This is a genomic window from Kaistia hirudinis, from assembly GCF_014196455.1.
Classification (GTDB): Bacteria; Pseudomonadota; Alphaproteobacteria; order Rhizobiales; family Kaistiaceae; genus Kaistia; species Kaistia hirudinis.
Map to the genome: position 1 here is coordinate 964,732 of NZ_JACIDS010000003.1, position 17,103 is coordinate 981,834.

General features: G+C 66.6%; 14 protein-coding genes. 5 read left to right on the forward strand and 9 right to left on the reverse strand.

Annotated elements, in window-relative coordinates; translation table 11 throughout:
• The first annotated feature begins 78 nt into the window (after nt 1-78).
• The 4 genes from GGR25_RS14480 to GGR25_RS14495 all read left to right on the forward strand — a co-directional run bounded on the left by GGR25_RS14480 (nt 79) and on the right by GGR25_RS14495 (nt 3,199).
• Complete coding sequence (locus GGR25_RS14480; RefSeq protein ID WP_246409792.1) at nt 79-693, forward strand: CPBP family glutamic-type intramembrane protease; 615 nt, start codon at nt 79-81, stop codon at nt 691-693.
• A gap of 19 nt (nt 694-712) precedes the next feature.
• Entirely contained in the window at nt 713-1,018 is a 306-nt protein-coding gene (locus GGR25_RS14485; protein ID WP_183399481.1) for an antibiotic biosynthesis monooxygenase family protein, read from the forward strand.
• Between the two features lie 24 nt (nt 1,019-1,042).
• Complete coding sequence (locus tag GGR25_RS14490; RefSeq protein WP_183399482.1) at nt 1,043-2,005, forward strand: tyrosine recombinase XerC; 963 nt, start codon at nt 1,043-1,045, stop codon at nt 2,003-2,005.
• A gap of 192 nt (nt 2,006-2,197) precedes the next feature.
• Complete coding sequence (locus GGR25_RS14495) at nt 2,198-3,199, forward strand: DMT family transporter (protein WP_183399483.1); 1,002 nt, start codon at nt 2,198-2,200, stop codon at nt 3,197-3,199.
• On the opposite strand, the gene GGR25_RS14500 is transcribed toward GGR25_RS14495, so the two are convergent.
• The gene (locus tag GGR25_RS14500; protein WP_183399484.1) at nt 3,178-4,434 is read right to left on the reverse strand and encodes an Hsp70 family protein; all 1,257 of its coding nucleotides are present in this window, start codon (nt 4,432-4,434) and stop codon (nt 3,178-3,180) included. The genes GGR25_RS14495 and GGR25_RS14500 overlap by 22 nt on opposite strands.
• 196 nt (nt 4,435-4,630) lie before the next feature.
• Between GGR25_RS14500 and GGR25_RS14505 the strand changes: the two genes are divergently transcribed.
• Complete coding sequence (locus GGR25_RS14505) at nt 4,631-5,950, forward strand: MFS transporter (RefSeq protein ID WP_183399485.1); 1,320 nt, start codon at nt 4,631-4,633, stop codon at nt 5,948-5,950.
• 81 nt (nt 5,951-6,031) lie between these two features.
• On the opposite strand, the gene lpdA is transcribed toward GGR25_RS14505, so the two are convergent.
• The 8 genes from lpdA to GGR25_RS24935 all read right to left on the reverse strand — a co-directional run bounded on the left by lpdA (nt 6,032) and on the right by GGR25_RS24935 (nt 16,914).
• Nucleotides 6,032-7,441: a dihydrolipoyl dehydrogenase gene (lpdA, locus tag GGR25_RS14510; protein ID WP_183399486.1), complete on the reverse strand. Its 1,410-nt coding sequence runs from the start codon at nt 7,439-7,441 to the stop codon at nt 6,032-6,034.
• Between the two features lie 77 nt (nt 7,442-7,518).
• Nucleotides 7,519-8,760, reverse strand: a complete 1,242-nt coding sequence (odhB, locus tag GGR25_RS14515; protein ID WP_183399487.1) for a 2-oxoglutarate dehydrogenase complex dihydrolipoyllysine-residue succinyltransferase — start codon at nt 8,758-8,760, stop codon at nt 7,519-7,521.
• A 66-nt stretch (nt 8,761-8,826) separates the two neighbouring features.
• Nucleotides 8,827-11,802, reverse strand: coding sequence for a 2-oxoglutarate dehydrogenase E1 component (locus tag GGR25_RS14520; RefSeq protein WP_183399488.1), 2,976 nt, complete (start codon nt 11,800-11,802; stop codon nt 8,827-8,829).
• Nucleotides 11,803-11,908: 106 nt separating this feature from the next.
• The gene (sucD, locus tag GGR25_RS14525; protein WP_183399489.1) at nt 11,909-12,793 is read right to left on the reverse strand and encodes a succinate--CoA ligase subunit alpha; all 885 of its coding nucleotides are present in this window, start codon (nt 12,791-12,793) and stop codon (nt 11,909-11,911) included.
• Nucleotides 12,793-13,992, reverse strand: coding sequence for an ADP-forming succinate--CoA ligase subunit beta (gene sucC, locus GGR25_RS14530; RefSeq protein WP_183399490.1), 1,200 nt, complete (start codon nt 13,990-13,992; stop codon nt 12,793-12,795). Before sucC ends, sucD begins: the two co-directional genes overlap by 1 nt.
• 35 nt (nt 13,993-14,027) lie before the next feature.
• Complete coding sequence (gene mdh / locus GGR25_RS14535; protein WP_183399491.1) at nt 14,028-14,993, reverse strand: malate dehydrogenase; 966 nt, start codon at nt 14,991-14,993, stop codon at nt 14,028-14,030.
• A gap of 159 nt (nt 14,994-15,152) precedes the next feature.
• Nucleotides 15,153-16,322 carry a cell division protein ZapE gene (zapE, locus tag GGR25_RS14540; protein WP_183399492.1) on the reverse strand — a complete coding sequence of 390 codons (1,170 nt, stop codon included), beginning with the start codon at nt 16,320-16,322 and terminating at the stop codon, nt 15,153-15,155.
• A gap of 28 nt (nt 16,323-16,350) precedes the next feature.
• Nucleotides 16,351-16,914 carry an AprI/Inh family metalloprotease inhibitor gene (locus GGR25_RS24935; protein WP_210299934.1) on the reverse strand — a complete coding sequence of 188 codons (564 nt, stop codon included), beginning with the start codon at nt 16,912-16,914 and terminating at the stop codon, nt 16,351-16,353.
• Between the last annotated feature and the right edge of the window lie 189 nt (nt 16,915-17,103).

Below are 17,103 nucleotides of genomic sequence, written 5' to 3' on the forward strand. Positions count from 1 at the left end.
TGGGCTAGCGTGCCGCGCATGGTCCAGCCGAAGAAACCCGCCCCGCGCTCTGCAAACGCCGAGCAGCGTCGCTTGCTGATGGCGCCGCTCGCCCTGTTCCTGGCGACGCTGCTCGTCATCTGGACGATGACGGTCTACGCGATGCGCAGCATGGAGGGGATCGACCCGTCGCTGCGCCAGTTCACGCCCATCCTGCTCTGGGCCATCGCCATCATCCTGTGGCTCCGCTGGCAGCGGATTTCGCATCCGCGCCGCTGGCTTGGGCTCGTCCGGCCGTCGATGAAGACGCTCGGCGTGGCGCTGGCCGCCTTTGCGATCGTCGTCGCCTGGAACCTGATCCGGGTCAGCCTGGCGCGCACGCCCGGCGGTCTGCTGGCCGAGCTGCCATGGGAAATCTATCTCTGGCTCGCGCTCGGCGTGTTCATGAACGAGGTGCTCTTACGCGGCGTGGTGCTGACGCGGCTCAGCGAGTTCTACGATCCGGCGATCGCCATTCCCGTGACGGCGGTGATCGGCGTGCTGTTCCGTATCCCCGCCTTCTTCACCACCACCGTGCCGATGCCCTTCGATCCAATGGTGCTGTTCGCGGTCCTGATCTTCGGCTGCATCGCCGGCCTGTTGCGCCATTTCACCGGCAGCCTCTGGCCCGCCCTCGCCCTGCAATGGGGCAATTCGCTGGGCCAGTTGCTGTAGGGCCGGTGGGAGCATCCGCATGATCGTTGAACATGCCCTGCTCAATGTGAAGGCGGGCCAGGAAGCCGCCTTCGAGGCGGCCATGCGCGAGGCCGCGCCGCTGATCGCCGCAAGCCCCGGCTTCCTCGGCATCGAAGTGCGGCCCTCATGCGAGTCGTCGGGGCTCTATCTCCTGCTCGTCCAGTGGCGCTCGCTCGAGGATCATGATCCCGGTTTTCGCAGTTCGGAGCGCTACCAGCGCTGGAAAGCGCTGCTGCATCGGTTCTACGAACCGTTTCCCACGGTCGGGCATTTCGCGGCGCCGATCGCGTTAAGCCCTCACTAACCTTGCGGGCTCTTACTGATCGGCATGACCGCCCCCGTCCTCGTCATCGCCGCCCCTGATACGCTCGCTCGCATCGAGGCGTGGGAAGAGCATCTGGGCGCCGAGCGGCGGCTTTCGCCGAAGACGCTGGAGGCCTATCGGCGCGATCTCGATCAGTTCCTCGCCTTCCTGACGCCCCATATCGGCAATCCGCCCAAGGTCGCCGATCTCTCGGCGCTGCGCATGGCGGATATCCGCGCCTTCATGGCGTCGCGGCGCGGGGAGGGCGTCGGCGCGCGGACCTTGGCGCGCGGCCTCGCCGGCATCCGGTCCTTCATCGCCTTCCTCGAACGCGAGGGGCTGGCCAATGGCGCCGCGTTCCGCGCGATGCGGACGCCGCGCCAACCCAAGACCTTGCCGCGCCCGCTCTCGGCTCCGGATGCGCTGCGCGTGGTCGACGAGGACGAACAGCTCGACGAGGCGCCCTGGGTCGCGGCGCGCAATGCCGCCGTGCTCGCATTGCTCTACGGTTCCGGGCTGCGCATATCGGAGGCGCTGTCGCTGCGCCGGGCCGAGGCGCCGTCTGTCGAGGGCGGCGTGCTCCGCGTCACCGGCAAGGGCGGCAAGACCCGGCTCGTCCCGGTTCTTCCGGTGGTGGGCGAGGCGGTCGCAGACTATCTGCGGCTCTGCCCCTTCGTGCTGGCGCCCGACAGCCCGCTCTTTCGCGGTGTCCGCGGCGGGCCGCTCAAGGCACGCCTGATCCAGCTCGCGCTGGCGCGCCTCCGCGGGGCGCTCGGCCTTCCCGACAGCGCCACGCCGCATGCGCTGCGTCACTCCTTCGCGACGCATCTCCTCGCCAATGGCGGCGATCTCCGCGCCATCCAGGAACTGCTCGGCCATGCCAGCCTGTCGACGACGCAGATCTATACGGCCGTCGACACCGATCGGCTGCTCGCCGTGTTCGAAAAGGCACATCCGCGGGCGCAGAAGGCGCATCCGCAGACATGACAAGCCTCCCTTACGATGCTAGAAGAGGCGCTGTCATGATCCGTGCAGCCATCCCCTCCTGGCTTCTTATTCTTGGCGCCATGCGCGACCGGGACGGTTTCTGACACCTGACCCCCGGCCCGCCGCATGGATGACGGGCCGACGCGGAAACGCGCCACTCGTCGTTCTGAACACCACGACGAGATCGCGCGTATGAACGCCTCCCCCGCAACGACGCCGCCCGAGAGCCAAGCCGCCAAGCCGGCTGAAGCCTCGACCGAATCCGATGCCGCCCGCCGGCGCCGCCTGATCGGCTATGCCTTCGCCGCGATCGGGGCGCTTCTTTTCGCGTCCAAGGGGATCGTCATCAAGCTGGTCTATGCGCAGGGTCTGGATGCAGCCACCACGCTGGCGCTGCGCATGTTCGTCGCGATCCCGATCTATCTCGTGATCGGCCTCGTCGCCGTGCGGGATCGTCGCCGCAACGGCCGCCCGCTGCCCGGCCTGCCGATGCTCGGCAAGATCATCCTGGTCGGCCTGCTCGGCTACTGGATCTCGTCCTACCTCGATTTTCTCGGGCTCGAGACGATCTCCGCCCAGTTCGAGCGGATGATCCTGTTCACCTATCCGCTCTGGGTGGTGCTGTTCGGCGCGGCCTTCTTCGGCCAACCGATCCGCGCCAAGGCGCTGGTCGCGTTCGCCGTCGCCTATGCCGGTCTCGGGCTGATCTTTCACGAGTTCTCGGCCGCCTCGACGACGAGCATCGTCTTCGGCGTCAGCGTGGTCCTCTGCGCGGCCGTGACCTTCGCGCTCTATCAGCTGTTCGCGAAGGGGCTGATCGAGCAGGTCGGCTCGGGCCTCTTCACCTGCATCGCCATGGTCGCCGCCGGCATCGTCGCCATCGGCCAGTTCCTGGTGACGCATCCGATCAGCGCGCTTGCCGTGCCGCCGGCCATCTATCCGCACATCATCTTTCTCGGCATTGGCTCGACCGTGCTGCCGACGCTGTTCCTGAACGCGGCGCTCCAGCGCATTCCCGCGCAGTCCAACGCGACGATCGGCATGCTCTCGCCGGTCGGCACGATCCTGCTCGCCATGCTGATCCTCGACGAATGGCTGACGCCGGTCGAGTGGCTCGGCACGGCGCTCGTCATCGGCGGCATCGCCTGGTTCACCTTTTCCTCCGACCGCCGTCAGGCGGCGAGGGAGCCGTAGCGGTTCGCCGCCTCGATCGTGAGGCCCATGCCGACGGAGCCGAAGGTGTCGCCATCGACGACCTTCGCCTCCTTCGCCTTGGCGAGGATGGCGGCGCGCACATGGGCGAGGCGGGTCGAACCGCCCGTCAGGAAGACCGCGTCGATCGCGTCGGCGGTGAGGCCGGCATCGCGCAGGCAATCGTCGATGCGGGCGCCGATGCGGTCGGCGAGCGACTGCGTGTGGCTGACGAGTTCGTCGCGGCGGATGGCGGCGGCGAGGCCCTTTTCGATCCATTCGAGCAGGATCCGGACGGTGGGTTCGTCCGAGAGGCCGATCTTCGCGGCCTCGACATTGATCGCGAGCCGGTGGCCGTCGCGCTCCTCGACGACGTGGATGAGACGCTCGATCAGTTCGGGATGCTGCGCCTCGCGCCGGACCTCATGCAGCTGCTGCATTACGCCCGGCTCGTAGAGGCGATTGATGGTCGACCAGGTGGCGAGGTCGAAATAATAGCCCGAAGGGACCGGCAGGCTGGCGCGCTTCATGGCGCCGCGATAGCCGAGCAGGGGCATGACCGTGCCAAGGCTGAGGTGCCGGTCGAAATCGGTGCCGCCGACGCGGATGCCGTCATTGGCAAGGATGTCGGCGGCCCGGTCGGCGCGGGCGCGCCGCTGCGGGCCGATGCGCACGATCGAGAAATCGGACGTGCCGCCGCCGATATCGGCGATCAGTGCGATCTCCTCGCGGCTCACCTGCTGCTCATAATCGAGCGCTGCGGCGATCGGTTCGAACTGGAACGAAATCTCGGCAAAGCCCGCCTCATGGGCGATAGCGCGCAGCGCCTCCTCCGCCTTGCGGTCGCCCGCCGGGTCGCCATCGACGAAATGCACCGGCCGTCCATGGACGACCGAGGTCAGCGCGCGTCCGCTCACGGTCTCGGCGCGCCGCTTCATCACCTGGACGAAATGGCTGATCACGGAACGAAAGCCGACGCGCTGGCGGCCGACCTGCGTCGTCTCGTCCATCAGCGGATTGCCGAGCACGGATTTGAGGCTTCGCATCAACCGTCCGTCGCGACCATCGACATAGGCGGCGACCGCGGCGCGGCCGACGATCGGCGCGGCGTCGCGCGCATAGAAGATCGCGCTCGGAATGGTCACGTCCTCGCCCTCCAGCGGCACCAGGTGCGGCGCCGGCCGGGCGAGGCCGAGCGTCGTGTTGGACGTGCCGAAATCGAGGCCGCAGGCGCTCATGACCATGTCTCCGGAGGGGCGGGGAGGAGGGCGGATTGGTTAGGGGTTCGCGCCGGCGCGATCAAGCCCTAATCTCGGGCAATCCGGGCTGATCTTTCAGATCGATAACAATCTTGATTTGGCCGCACAGCTTTCGAGGGTTCTCTAGGCCGCGAGAAAAGCGGCGATTCGGCGCCGCCGGGCAGGAGTTGACGATATGGCGACACGCGCGATCACGGTGGACGAGGCGCTGGAGGCCGCCGGGACCGGCAGCTTCCAGAGGAAGCTGTTCCTCATCTTCGGGCTGGTCTGGGCCGCGGATGCGATGCAGGTCCTCGCCATCGGCTTCACGGCACCCTCGATCGCGAAGAGCTTCGGGCTGACGGTGCCGCAGGCGCTGCAGACGGGCACGGTCTTCTTTGTCGGCATGCTCATCGGTGCCGCCTTCTTCGGCCGTCTCGCGGACCGGATCGGGCGCCGCAACCTGCTGATCATCACGGTTCTGATCGACGCGGTCTTCGGCCTCGCCTCGGCCTTCGCGCCGAGCTTCGGCGTTCTTCTCGGCCTTCGCTTCATGACCGGACTCGCGGTCGGCGGGACGCTCCCGGTCGACTACGCCATGATGGCCGAGTTCCTGCCGGCCAAGCGGCGCGGTCGCTGGCTGGTCGCGCTCGAGGGCTTCTGGGCGGTCGGCACGCTCGTCGTCGCGCTCGCGGCCTGGTGGGCCGCCAATAATGGCGTCGAGGAAGCCTGGCGCTTCATCTTCATCGTCACCGGCGTGCCGGCGCTGATCGGCTTCGGCCTGCGCTTCCTCGTGCCGGAATCGCCCTATTACCTGCTGCGCGCCGGCTCGCCGCAGGAGGCAAAGGCGGTGCTCGACCGGATCGCCAAGGACAATGGCGGCACGGTGCTCGCCGGCGCGCTCACCCTGCCGCGTGAGAAGCGCGAACCGATTTCGGCGCTCTTCACCGGCGGCATGGGCCGTCGCTCCGTGGCGATCTTCGCCGCCTGGCTGCTCGTCTCGATCGCCTATTACGGCGTCTTCACCTGGCTGCCGGGCAAGCTCGTCTCCGAAGGTCACGGCTTCGTGCGCGGCTATGGTTTCCTGGTGCTGCTCGCGCTCGCGCAGATCCCCGGCTATGCGCTGGCGGCCTTCGGCGTCGAGCGCTATGGCCGCAAGCCGACGCTGATCGCCTTCCTGCTGCTCTCGGCGGCAGGCTGCTTCCTTTATGCCGTGCTGTCGGATCCCGGCATGATCGCCGGCGCCATGCTGCTGATGAGCTTCGCGCTGCTCGGAACCTGGGGCGCGCTCTATGCCTTCACGCCGGAGCTCTATCCGACCTCGCTCAGGGCCAGCGGCATGGGCATCGCCGGCGCCATGGCGCGGCTCGGCGGCCTGTTTGCGCCGACGCTGGTCGGCATCGTCGTCGGCATCTCCTTCAACGTCGCGCTCGGCGTCTTCGCGGCGCTGCTGGTGATTGCCGCGCTGGCCACCACGATGATCGACGTCGAGACCAAGGAAAAGCCGCTCGCCTGAAATGCAATCGGGCGAAGCGGTTGTCCGCTTTGCCCGATCGAAAGGCATGGCCTGATGCGAGCGGCCTGTCGGCCGCTCGTCTCACAGATGAATCGGCTTGGTCCAGGCGGCGAGCGCGGCTTCCTTGACGGCTTCCGACATGGTCGGATGGGCATGGGTCGTGCGGCCGAGATCCTCGGCGGAACCTGCGAACTCCATCAGCACGACGATCTCGTGGATCATCTCGCCGGCTCCGGTGCCGACGATGTGGCCGCCAAGCACGCGGTCGGTCGTCTTGTCGGACAGGATCTTCACGAAGCCGTCCGTCGCCAGCATCGCCCGCGCTCGGCCATTGGCGGAGAACGGGAACTTGCCGACCTTGTACTCGATGCCGGCCGCCTTCAGCTCCTCTTCCGTCTTGCCGACGGAGGCGACTTCCGGGCTCGTATAGACGACCGCGGGGATCGCGCCATAGTTCACGTGACCCGCCTGGCCGGCGAGGATCTCGGCGAGCGCGACGCCCTCGTCCTCGGCCTTGTGCGCCAGCATCGGGCCGGCGATGACGTCGCCGATTGCGTAGATGCCGGACACGTTCGTCTGGTAATGCGCGTCGACCTTGACGCGCTTCCGCTCATCCAGCGCAACGCCGACGCCCTCGAGGCCGAGGCCTTCGGTGTAGGGACGGCGGCCGATCGCGACGAGCACGATGTCGGCGTCGAGCGTCTCGGCGGCTGCCTCGCCAGCCTTGGCCGGTTCGATCGTCACCTTCGACGTCTTGCCGGTGACATCGACGGCGGTGACCTTGGTGCCGAGGCGGAACTTGATGCCCTGCTTCTCGAGCAGGCGCTGCGTCTGCTTGGCGACCTCGCCATCCATGCCCGGCAGGATGCGGTCGAGGAATTCGACGACGGTCACATCCGCGCCGACGCGCCGCCAGACCGAGCCGAGCTCGAGGCCGATCACACCGGCGCCGACAACGACCAGCTTGCCCGGGACCTTGGGCAGGGCCAGCGCGCCGGTCGAGGAGACGACACGCTGCTCGTCGACATGAACGCCGGGCAGCGGCGCCGAGTCCGATCCTGTCGCGATCACGATCGAGCTGCCCTCGATCGTCTCGGACGAGCCGTCCTCGCGGGTCACGGTGACCTTGCCGGGCGCGTCGATGCGGCCGCTGCCCGTATAGCCGGTGATCTTGTTCTTCTTGAACAGGAAGGCGACGCCGTCGACATTCGACTTAACCGTCGCATCCTTGTGCGCGAGCATGGCGGGAAGGTCGAGCGAGACCGAGCCGACCTTGACGCCGAGCTTTTCGAGATGCCCGACTTCCTCGAACCGCTCGGACGCATGCAGCAGCGCCTTCGAGGGGATGCAGCCGATGTTCAGGCAGGTGCCGCCATAGGTCTTCATCTTCTCGACGACGGCGACCTTCAGTCCGAGCTGCGCGGCCTTGATCGCGCAGACATAGCCGCCCGGTCCCGAGCCGATCACGATGACGTCGTACCGCTCAGCCATGCCCGTTCACCCCTTCATGTCAATTCAGTCGGCGGCTGCCCGCGCCATGGCGCGCAGCCGCTGCGGTTTTCAGCGTGTCAGAGATCCAGGATCATCCGCTGCGGATCTTCGAGGCTGTCCTTAACGCGGACGAGGAAGGTCACGGCTTCCTTGCCGTCGACGACGCGGTGGTCGTAGGAGAGCGCCAGATACATCATCGGGCGGATCTCGATCTTGCCGCCAACGACCATCGGCCGCTCCTGGATCTTGTGCATGCCGAGAATGCCGGACTGCGGCGCGTTCAGGATCGGCGTCGACATCAGCGAACCGTAGATGCCGCCATTGGTGATCGTGAAGGTGCCGCCCTGCATCTCTTCGATCTTGAGCTGGCCGTCGCGGGCGCGGCGGCCGAAATCGGCGATCTTCTTCTCGACGCCGGCGAGCGAGAGCTCGTCCGCATCGCGCACGACCGGGACGACGAGGCCCTTGTCCGTGCCGACGGCGATGCCGATGTGGTAGTAATTCTTGTAGACGAGGTCGGTGCCGTCGATCTCGGCATTGACGGCCGGGATGTCCTTCAGCGCCTGGATGACGGCCTTCACGAAGAAGCCCATGAAGCCGAGCTTCGTGCCGTGCTTCTTCTCGAAGATATCCTTGTACTGGGTGCGGAGGCTCATCACCGCGCTCATGTCGACCTCGTTGAAGGTCGTGAGCATGGCGGCGGTGTTCTGCGCATCCTTGAGGCGGCGGGCGATCGTCTGGCGCAGCTTGGTCATGCGCACGCGCTCTTCGCGCGAGGCATCGTCGGCGGCGACCGGGGCGCGGACCGTGACGGCAGGCGCCGGGGCGGGCGCCGCGGCCGGGGCGGCTGCGCCCGTCGCGATCGCGCTGATCAGGTCGCCCTTGGTCACGCGGCCGTCCTTGCCGGTACCGGCGACAGCCGCGGTGTCGACGCCGCTCTCGGCGGCGAGCTTGGCGACGGCGGGGCCGTTCGCGTCGGCGGCAACCGCCTTGGCCGGCGCGGCCTTGGGCGCCTCGGCCTTGGGCGCTTCCGCCTTGGCGGGCTTGGCAGGCTCGGCCTTGGCCGGCGCAGCCGCGGCACCGTCGGTGGCGATGGTGCCGAGCAGGGCACCGACGCCGACCGTGTCGCCATCCTTGGCGGCGAGCGCTTCGAGCACGCCCGAAGCCGGCGCGGGAACCTCGATGGTGACCTTGTCGGTTTCGAGCTCGACGATCGGCTCATCGGCGGCGATGGTCTCGCCGACCTTCTTGAACCAGCGTCCGATCGTTGCCTCCGTCACGGATTCGCCGAGGGTAGGTACGCGGATTTCGGTGGCCATGACGGATTCTCTGTCGTTCGATTCGATGTGCGGTTGCGGGGGCAGCGGCCGGTCGGCCGCCGCCCGTCAGGCGAATGCCTCGTCGAGGAAGGCGTTGAGCTGGGCCACATGCTTCGACATGAGGCCCGTCGCGGTCGCGGCCGAAGCGGGGCGGCCGACATAGCGTGCGCGCTTCGCGGCGCCGCCGGCCTGGTTCAGCACCCATTCAAGGTTCGGCTCGACGAAGGTCCAGGCACCCATGTTCTTGGGCTCTTCCTGGCACCAGGCCACGTCGGCGTTCTTGAAGCGGCTGAACTCGCCGACCAGCGCCTTGAGCGGGAACGGATAGAGCTGCTCGACGCGCATCAGATAGACGTCGTTGATGCCGCGCTTCTCGCGCTCCTCATAGAGGTCGTAATAGACCTTGCCGGTGCAGATCACGACGCGGCGGATCTTGTCGTCGCTGGCGAGCTTGATCGGCTGGTCGGGCAGGAACTCGGCATCGTCCCAAAGCAGGCGATGGAACGAGGACAGCGGCCCGAACTGCGCGAGGTGCGACACGGCGCGCTTGTGGCGCAGCAGCGACTTCGGCGTCATCAGGATCAGCGGCTTGCGGATGTCGCGCTTCAGCTGCCGGCGCAGGATGTGGAAGTAGTTCGACGGCGTCGAGACGTTCGCAACCTGCATATTGTCTTCGGCGCACATCTGGAGATAGCGCTCGAGACGGGCCGAGGAATGCTCGGGGCCCTGGCCCTCATAGCCATGCGGCAGCAGGCAGACGAGGCCGGACATGCGCAGCCACTTGCGTTCGCCCGACGAGATGAACTGGTCGAACACGACCTGCGCGCCGTTCGCGAAGTCGCCGAACTGCGCTTCCCACAGGGTGAGCGTGTTGGGCTGGCTCAGCGAATAGCCATACTCGAAGCCGAGCACCGCCTCTTCCGAGAGCATCGAATTGATGACCTCGTAGGTGGCCTGGCCTTCCTGGATATTGTTGAGCGGGATGAAGCGCTCTTCGCTTTCCTGGTCGTAGAGCACCGAGTGACGCTGCGAGAACGTGCCGCGCTCGACGTCTTGGCCGGAAAGACGGATCGGATGCCCTTCGACGGCGAGCGTTGCGAAGGCGAGCGCCTCGGCGGTCGCCCAGTCGATGCCGACGCCCGTCTCGATCGCCTTGCGGCGATTGTCGATGAAGCGCTGCACGGTCTTGTGGACGTGGAAATCCTTCGGCACGTCGGTGAGACGCGTGCCGATCCGCTTCAGTTCGTCCAGCTCAAGACCGGTCTTGCCGCGACGCGGATCATCATCCGCCTGCGCGACCTTGAGGCCGGCCCAGGCGCCGTCGAGCCAGTCGGCCTTGTTCGGACGGTAGGACTGGCCCGCCTCGAACTCGCCTTCGAGATGATTGCGCCAATTGGCCTTGGCTTCCTCGACCTCTTCCGGCGTGACCAAGCCTTCGCCGATCAGCTTCTGCGCGTAGATCTCGACGATCGCCGGATGGCTGCGGATGTTCTTGTACATCAGCGGCTGGGTAAACGCCGGCTCGTCGCCTTCGTTGTGCCCGAAGCGGCGGTAGCAGAACATGTCGATGACGACCGGCTTGTGGAACTTCTGCCGGAACTCGATCGCGATCTTCGCCGCGTAGACCACGGCCTCCGGATCATCGCCATTCACGTGGAAGATCGGCGCCTCGATCATCTTCGCCACATCCGACGGATAGGGCGAGGAGCGCGAGAAGCGCGGATTGGTCGTGAAGCCGATCTGGTTGTTCACGATGAAATGGATCGAGCCGCCCGTGCGATGGCCCTTGAGGCCCGACAGGCCGAAGCACTCCGCGACGACGCCCTGGCCGGCGAAGGCCGCGTCGCCATGGATGAGCAGCGGCAGCGTGCCGGTGCGCACGAAATCCTTGTGGCTGTCCTGCTTGGCGCGCGCCTTGCCGAGCACCACCGGATCGACGATCTCGAGATGCGAGGGATTGGCGGTCAGCGACAGATGCACCTTGTTGCCGTCGAACTCGCGGTCCGACGAAGCGCCGAGGTGATACTTGACGTCGCCGGAACCCTCGACGTCGTCGGGCGTGAACGAACCGCCCTTGAACTCGTGGAACAGCGCGCGGTGCGGCTTCGCCATCACCTGCGTCAGCACGTTCAGACGGCCGCGATGCGCCATGCCGACGACGATCTCGTGCACGCCGAGATTGCCGCCGCGCTTGATGATCTGCTCGAGCGCCGGGATCAGCGATTCCGCGCCGTCGAGGCCGAAGCGCTTGGTGCCGGTGAACTTGACGTCGAGGAACTTCTCGAACCCTTCGGATTCGATCAGCTTGTTCAGGATCGCCTTCTTGCCTTCCTTGGTGAAGGAGATGGCCTTGTCCGGTCCCTCGATGCGCTCCTGGATCCAGGCCTTCTCGGCCGGATCGGAAATGTGCATGAACTCGACGCCGAGCGTCGAGCAATAGGTGCGCTTCAGGATCGCCAGCATCTCGGGGATGGTGGCGAATTCGAGCCCGAGCACGTTGTCGATGAAGATCTTGCGGCTGTAGTCGGCCTCGGTGAAGCCATAGGAGGAGGGGTGAAGCTCCTCATGGTCGCCGATGGTGGCGAGATGCAGCGGGTCGAGATCGGCGTGGAGATGGCCGCGCATGCGATAGGCGCGGATCATCATGATCGCGCGGACCGAATCGCGCGCCGCCTGCTGCAGCGCCGCCTCGGAGACGGGGGCAGCGGCCGCGCCGTTTGCGGACGCCGGCGCCTGATGCGCCTTGGCCTTCAGCTTGTCGGTGACGATCTTCTCGATCTGGCCCCAATTGCCGTCGAGGGCCGAGACCAGCTCGCCATTGGCCGGGATCGGCCAGTTCGGCTTCTCCCAGGTCGCGCCGCGCGCTTCGGCGGCGATCGACTTGGGATCGTCCTGAAGTGCTGCGAAGAAGTCCCGCCACTCGGCGTCGACCGAGGACGGGTCGTTCTGGTAGCGCGCGTGGAGGTCTTCGATATAGGCGGCATTGCCGCCATAGAGGAAGGAAGAGGTGGCAAACGCCGAATTCGACGGCTCGCGTGACATGTTCTCGTGAGGAGCCGCGCCCCTCTCTCCCTGATGGCGCGGCGGCCCCCGCCGCGCTGACGATGTTCGTCCCGACATTACGTCTCCGGAATGTCGGTTCTTTCTCCTATCCCTTCAAGACCTCAACCAAGGTCTTTCCAAGGCGGGCGGGGGAGGGCGAGACACGAATCCCCGCCGATTCCATCGCCGCAATCTTGTCTTCTGCGCCGCCCTTGCCACCCGAGATGATCGCGCCGGCATGGCCCATGCGCCGTCCGGGCGGAGCGGTGCGTCCGGCGATGAAGCCGACCATCGGCTTCTTCCGGCCGCGCTTGGCCTCGTCCTTGATGAACTGCGCCGCATCTTCCTCGGCCGAGCCGCCGATCTCGCCGATCATGACGATCGACGTGGTCTTCTCGTCGGCGAGGAACATCTCCAGAATGTCGATGAACTCGGTACCCTTGACCGGATCGCCGCCGATGCCGACTGCCGTGGTCTGGCCGAGGCCCTCATTGGTGGTCTGGAACACGGCCTCATAGGTCAGCGTGCCGGAACGCGAGACGATGCCGACGCTGCCCGGCTTGAAGATATTGGCCGGCATGATGCCGATCTTCGATTCGCCCGCCGTGACGACGCCGGGGCAGTTCGGCCCGATCAGGCGCGACTTGGAGCCGGAGAGCGAGCGCTTGACGCGCACCATGTCGAGCACCGGAATGCCCTCGGTGATGCAGACGATGAGCGGGATCTCGGCGTCGATCGCCTCGCAGATCGCATCCGCCGCGCCGGGCGGCGGAACATAGATCACGGACGCATCGGCGCCGGTCGCCTCGCGCGCCTCGGCGACGGTGTCGAACACCGGCAGGCCGAGATGCGTCTGGCCGCCCTTGCCGGGCGAGGTGCCGCCGACGACCTTGGTGCCATAGGCGAGCGCCTGCTCGGAATGGAACGTGCCGTTCTTACCGGTGAAGCCCTGGGTGATGAGCTTGGTGTTCTTGTCGATCAGGACGGACATCAGGCGGCTCCCTTGACGGCCTTGACGATCTTCTGCGCGGCGTCGTCGAGGTCGTCGGCGGGGATCACGTTCAGCCCGCTCTCGCGGATGATCTCCTTGCCGAGTTCGACATTCGTGCCCTCGAGGCGCACGACGAGCGGAACCTGCAGGCCGACCGCCTTCACCGCGGCGAGCACGCCGCGCGCGATGACGTCGCACTTCATGATGCCGCCGAAGATGTTGACGAGGATGCCCTTCACCTTCGGGTCGGAGGTGATGATCTTGAAGGCCGCCGTCACCTTCTCCTCCGAAGCGCCGCCGCCGACGTCCAGGAAGTTGGCCGGGCTCTCGCCATAGAGCTGGATGATGTCGAGCGTCGCCATCGCAAGGCCGGCGCCGTTGACCATGCAGCCGATCGTGCCGTCGAGCGCGATATAGGCGAGGTCGTACTTGGAGGCCTCGATCTCCTTCTGGTCCTCCTCCGTCTCGTCGCGCAGCGCGACGACGTCCGGATGGCGGTAGAGTGAGTTCGAATCGAACGACACCTTGGCGTCGAGAACCTTGAGGTGCCCGTCCTTGGTGAGGATCAGCGGGTTGACCTCGAGCATCGCCATGTCCTTGGCGACGAAGGCCGCATAGAGCTTGGCGACGACGTCGTTCGCTTCCTTGGCGGCCGCGCCGGAGAGGCCGAGCGCCTTGGCGACGGTGAGGCCGTGATGCGGCATGATGCCGGTCGCGGGATCGACGGAGAAGGTCTTGATCTTCTCCGGCGTCGAATGGGCGACTTCCTCGATGTCCATGCCGCCTTCCGTCGAGACGACGAAGGCGATGCGCGAGGTGGCGCGGTCGACGAGGAGGGAGAGGTAGAACTCCTTCTCGATGTCCGAGCCGTCCTCGATATAGAGGCGGTTCACCTGCTTGCCGGCCGGGCCGGTCTGGATGGTGACGAGCGTGTTGCCAAGCATCTGGGATGCGAAGGCCTTCACCTCGTCGATCGACTTGGCGAGGCGGACACCGCCCTTTTCGCCAGCCGCCTCTTCCTTGAACTTGCCCTTGCCGCGGCCGCCGGCATGGATCTGGGACTTGACGACCCAGAGCGGTCCGCCGAGCTCGCGCGCGGCGGCCTCGGCTTCGGCCGGCGAGAAGATGGCGACGCCGTTCGAGACCGGAGCCCCGAAGCTCTTCAGCAGAGCCTTCGCCTGGTATTCATGAATGTTCATCGGTCACCTTCCGCCGACGGGGCCAAAGAGGCTGTTCAGGCGCCGAGCGCCGGAGCGATCTTCACGCAAGCATCGACGAGGCTTTCAACCGCGGCGACGGACTTGTCGAACATGGCGCGCTCGGCCTTGTTCAGTTCGATCTCGACGACACGCTCGACACCGGCCGCACCGATGACGATCGGCACGCCGATATAGCGGCCCTTGATGCCGTACTGGCCGTCGAGCATGGCGGCCGCCGGCAGGACGCGCTTCTTGTCCTTGAGGTAGCTCTCGGCCATCACGATCGCCGAGGCGGCCGGGGCGTAGAAGGCGGAACCGGTCTTGAGCAGGTTCACGATCTCGGCGCCGCCGTCACGGGTGCGCTGGACGATTTCGTCGAGGCGCTTCTTCTCGATCCAGCCGAGCTTGACGAGATCGGTGAGCGGGATGCCGGCAACGGTCGAATAGCGCGTCAGCGGCACCATCGTGTCGCCATGGCCGCCGAGCACGAAGGCCGTCACGTCCTCGACGGAGACCTTGAATTCCTCGGCCAGGAAGTGGCGGAAGCGGGCGCTGTCGAGCACGCCGGCCATGCCGACGACCTTCGAGGCGGGCAGGCCCGAGAACTTCTGCAGCGCCCAGACCATCGCGTCGAGCGGGTTGGTGATGCAGATGACGAAGGCGTTCGGGGCATATTTCTTGATGCCCGCGCCGACCTGCTCCATCACCTGAAGGTTGATGCCGAGAAGGTCGTCGCGGCTCATGCCCGGCTTGCGCGGTACGCCGGCGGTGACGATCACGACGTCGGCGCCTTCGATCGCTGCATAGGAGGAGGCACCGGAGATCGATGCGTCGAAGCCCTCGACCGGCGAGGCTTCGGCGATATCGAGCGCCTTGCCCTGCGGAACGCCGTCCGCGATGTCGAAGAGCACGATGTCGCCGAGTTCCTTGATGCCGGCGAGAAGGGCGAGCGTGCCGCCGATCTGACCAGAACCGATCAAGGCAATCTTAGCTCGAGCCATATGCAAGATCTCCCGATGGAGGTTTACCTAAACGTAAGGTCCACAGTCGGATGGCTGCCGGAACGACGGCGGCATACCCCGATTGCGGGAACGGCGCAAGTCGAACTAAAGGCATCGGCCAAGCAATTCTGCGGCAGATCGATATAGGTGACGTTTACGTCACGTCTCCGCGATGAAGCCGTGATGCGCGAGGTTCGAGTATTCCTGCGACCGCATCTCGGTGAGTCGTGAGGCGGTCCGGGCGAATTCGAACGCTTCCGTCCCGCTCTCGGCACGGTACAGGAGGTCGGGTTCCGCGGCCGCGGAGACGACCAGCTTCACATGGCCGTCATAGAGCGCATCGATCAGCGTGATGAAGCGCTTGGCCTCGTTGCGGCGGGCGGCGTCCATGGCCGGGATGCGGTCGATCAGCACGGTTTCGAAGGCGTGCGCGATTGCGAGATAGTCGCTGGCACCGAGCGGCCGGGCGCAGAGATCGGCGAAATCGAAGCGGGCGACGCCGCGCGCCGCGCGGGGCACCGTGACGTCGCGCCCGAGCACGGAGAGGGTGGTCGCCTCTCCGGCCGCGCCGTCCGTCAGGCGCGCCCAGGCCTCGTCCATGGCGGCATCCGCCTCGGGTCCGAGCGGCGTCAGATAGACGCGCAGCCGGTTGGTCTTCTCCTGGCGATAATCGGTGCGCGAGCCGAGACGCACCACCTCGACCCGTTCCTTGAGCAGCGCGATGAAGGGCAGGAAGCGGTCGCGATTGAGCCCGCCGCGATAGAGGTCGTCCGGTGCGACATTCGATGTCGCGACCATGATGACGCCGCGGGCGAAGAGCTGGGTGAAGAGGCGGCCGAGGATCATCGCATCGGCGATGTCGGTGACCGTGAACTCGTCGAAGCAGAGAAGTTCGGTCTCGTCGGCGATTTCGCGCGCCACGATCGGGATCGGGTCGTCGCCCTTGACGGTCCCGTTCTTGATCGCCTCGCGGACGCGAAAGACGCGGGCATGCACGTCGGCCATGAAGTCGTTGAAATGGGCCCGGCGCTTGCGCTCACTCACGGCGCTGGCGAAGAACAGGTCCATGAGCATGGTCTTGCCGCGGCCGACCTCGCCATGCACGTAGAGGCCGCGAATATCGTTCTGCGCATGGTCGCGCCGACCGAACAGCCAGCCGAGCGAACTCGACTTCTTCGCCAGGCGCCGCGTCGCGAGCCTGGCGTTGAGGACGTCGAACCGCGCGATCAGGGCGCGCTGGGCGGGATCGTCCTCCACCTCGCCGGCGGCGACCATGCGGTCATAGGCCGTGGCGACGAGCGGCGAAGCGTGCGGCGCTTCCTTGCTCAAAGGACACTCCCGCCGGATCGGATCCGGATCAGCGATAGAAGGAGATCGGCTGCGACGAGACGGTCTGGCCGTTGAAGCGGTTGTTGCCGCCCGAGGAAAGATGCGCCACCGGCGTTCCGCCCTGGCCGGCCAGCACGACCTGCGTGCCGGACAGGCTCCAGGCCGAGATCGACTTGAGGGCAGGGGACTGACAGCCGCGCGTCGAGGCACGATAGCCACCCGTCCAGCTCGTCAGCGTCATGAAGAGCTGGCAATTGTCGGAGCCCGAGGAGAGCGTCCAGCCGCCGAGGAGGTCGGTGCGCCCGATCTCCGCGCCGGAGGCGACGGAGGGGGCTGCCGGAGCCGCAGGCGTCGCACCGGGAGCTGCCGGCGCGGTCGGATCGGTGGTCGGCGGCAGCGCCGCGACGGCGTTGGGATCAGCCGGAGGCGGCGGGAGCGTGCTCTTCTCGATCGGCGCCGAGGCGACGGGGGGGAGCGTGTCGCTCTCGGCGGGCTGCGAGCGATCCATAGGCCCGAGACCTACCGCGCCGAAAGAACCGCAGCCGGCGAGCGCCGTCGCGAGCAGCAGTGGCGCGAAACGCCCCAGTCGCATGACCTTCTCCATCCTCGATCCCCTGATTCCCTTTAACTGCCGAATCGAGCCGCATTACGGCAATCGGTTCCCAGCAATGATGCCACGTCGTCCATCGCCGCGGCGAACGGCCTGAACCATGACGACCGGCTCAAGATATGGCAGCGCGCAATAAGCCATCTCGCCGGGCGCCACAAGGTGTTGTGGGGC

What these genes read in the sequence shown, in the direction of transcription:
- GGR25_RS14480 (WP_246409792.1), top strand. Translation starts at nt 79, where the DNA reads ATGGCGCCGCTCGCCCTGTTCCTGGCGACGCTGCTCGTCATCTGGACG.
- GGR25_RS14485 (WP_183399481.1), top strand. Translation starts at nt 713, where the DNA reads ATGATCGTTGAACATGCCCTGCTCAATGTGAAGGCGGGCCAGGAAGCC.
- GGR25_RS14490 (WP_183399482.1), top strand. Translation starts at nt 1,043, where the DNA reads ATGACCGCCCCCGTCCTCGTCATCGCCGCCCCTGATACGCTCGCTCGC.
- GGR25_RS14495 (WP_183399483.1), top strand. Translation starts at nt 2,198, where the DNA reads ATGAACGCCTCCCCCGCAACGACGCCGCCCGAGAGCCAAGCCGCCAAG.
- GGR25_RS14500 (WP_183399484.1), bottom strand. Translation starts at nt 4,434, where the DNA reads ATGAGCGCCTGCGGCCTCGATTTCGGCACGTCCAACACGACGCTCGGC.
- GGR25_RS14505 (WP_183399485.1), top strand. Translation starts at nt 4,631, where the DNA reads ATGGCGACACGCGCGATCACGGTGGACGAGGCGCTGGAGGCCGCCGGG.
- lpdA (WP_183399486.1), bottom strand. Translation starts at nt 7,441, where the DNA reads ATGGCTGAGCGGTACGACGTCATCGTGATCGGCTCGGGACCGGGCGGC.
- odhB (WP_183399487.1), bottom strand. Translation starts at nt 8,760, where the DNA reads ATGGCCACCGAAATCCGCGTACCTACCCTCGGCGAATCCGTGACGGAG.
- GGR25_RS14520 (WP_183399488.1), bottom strand. Translation starts at nt 11,802, where the DNA reads ATGTCACGCGAGCCGTCGAATTCGGCGTTTGCCACCTCTTCCTTCCTC.
- sucD (WP_183399489.1), bottom strand. Translation starts at nt 12,793, where the DNA reads ATGTCCGTCCTGATCGACAAGAACACCAAGCTCATCACCCAGGGCTTC.
- sucC (WP_183399490.1), bottom strand. Translation starts at nt 13,992, where the DNA reads ATGAACATTCATGAATACCAGGCGAAGGCTCTGCTGAAGAGCTTCGGG.
- mdh (WP_183399491.1), bottom strand. Translation starts at nt 14,993, where the DNA reads ATGGCTCGAGCTAAGATTGCCTTGATCGGTTCTGGTCAGATCGGCGGC.
- GGR25_RS24935 (WP_210299934.1), bottom strand. Translation starts at nt 16,914, where the DNA reads ATGCGACTGGGGCGTTTCGCGCCACTGCTGCTCGCGACGGCGCTCGCC.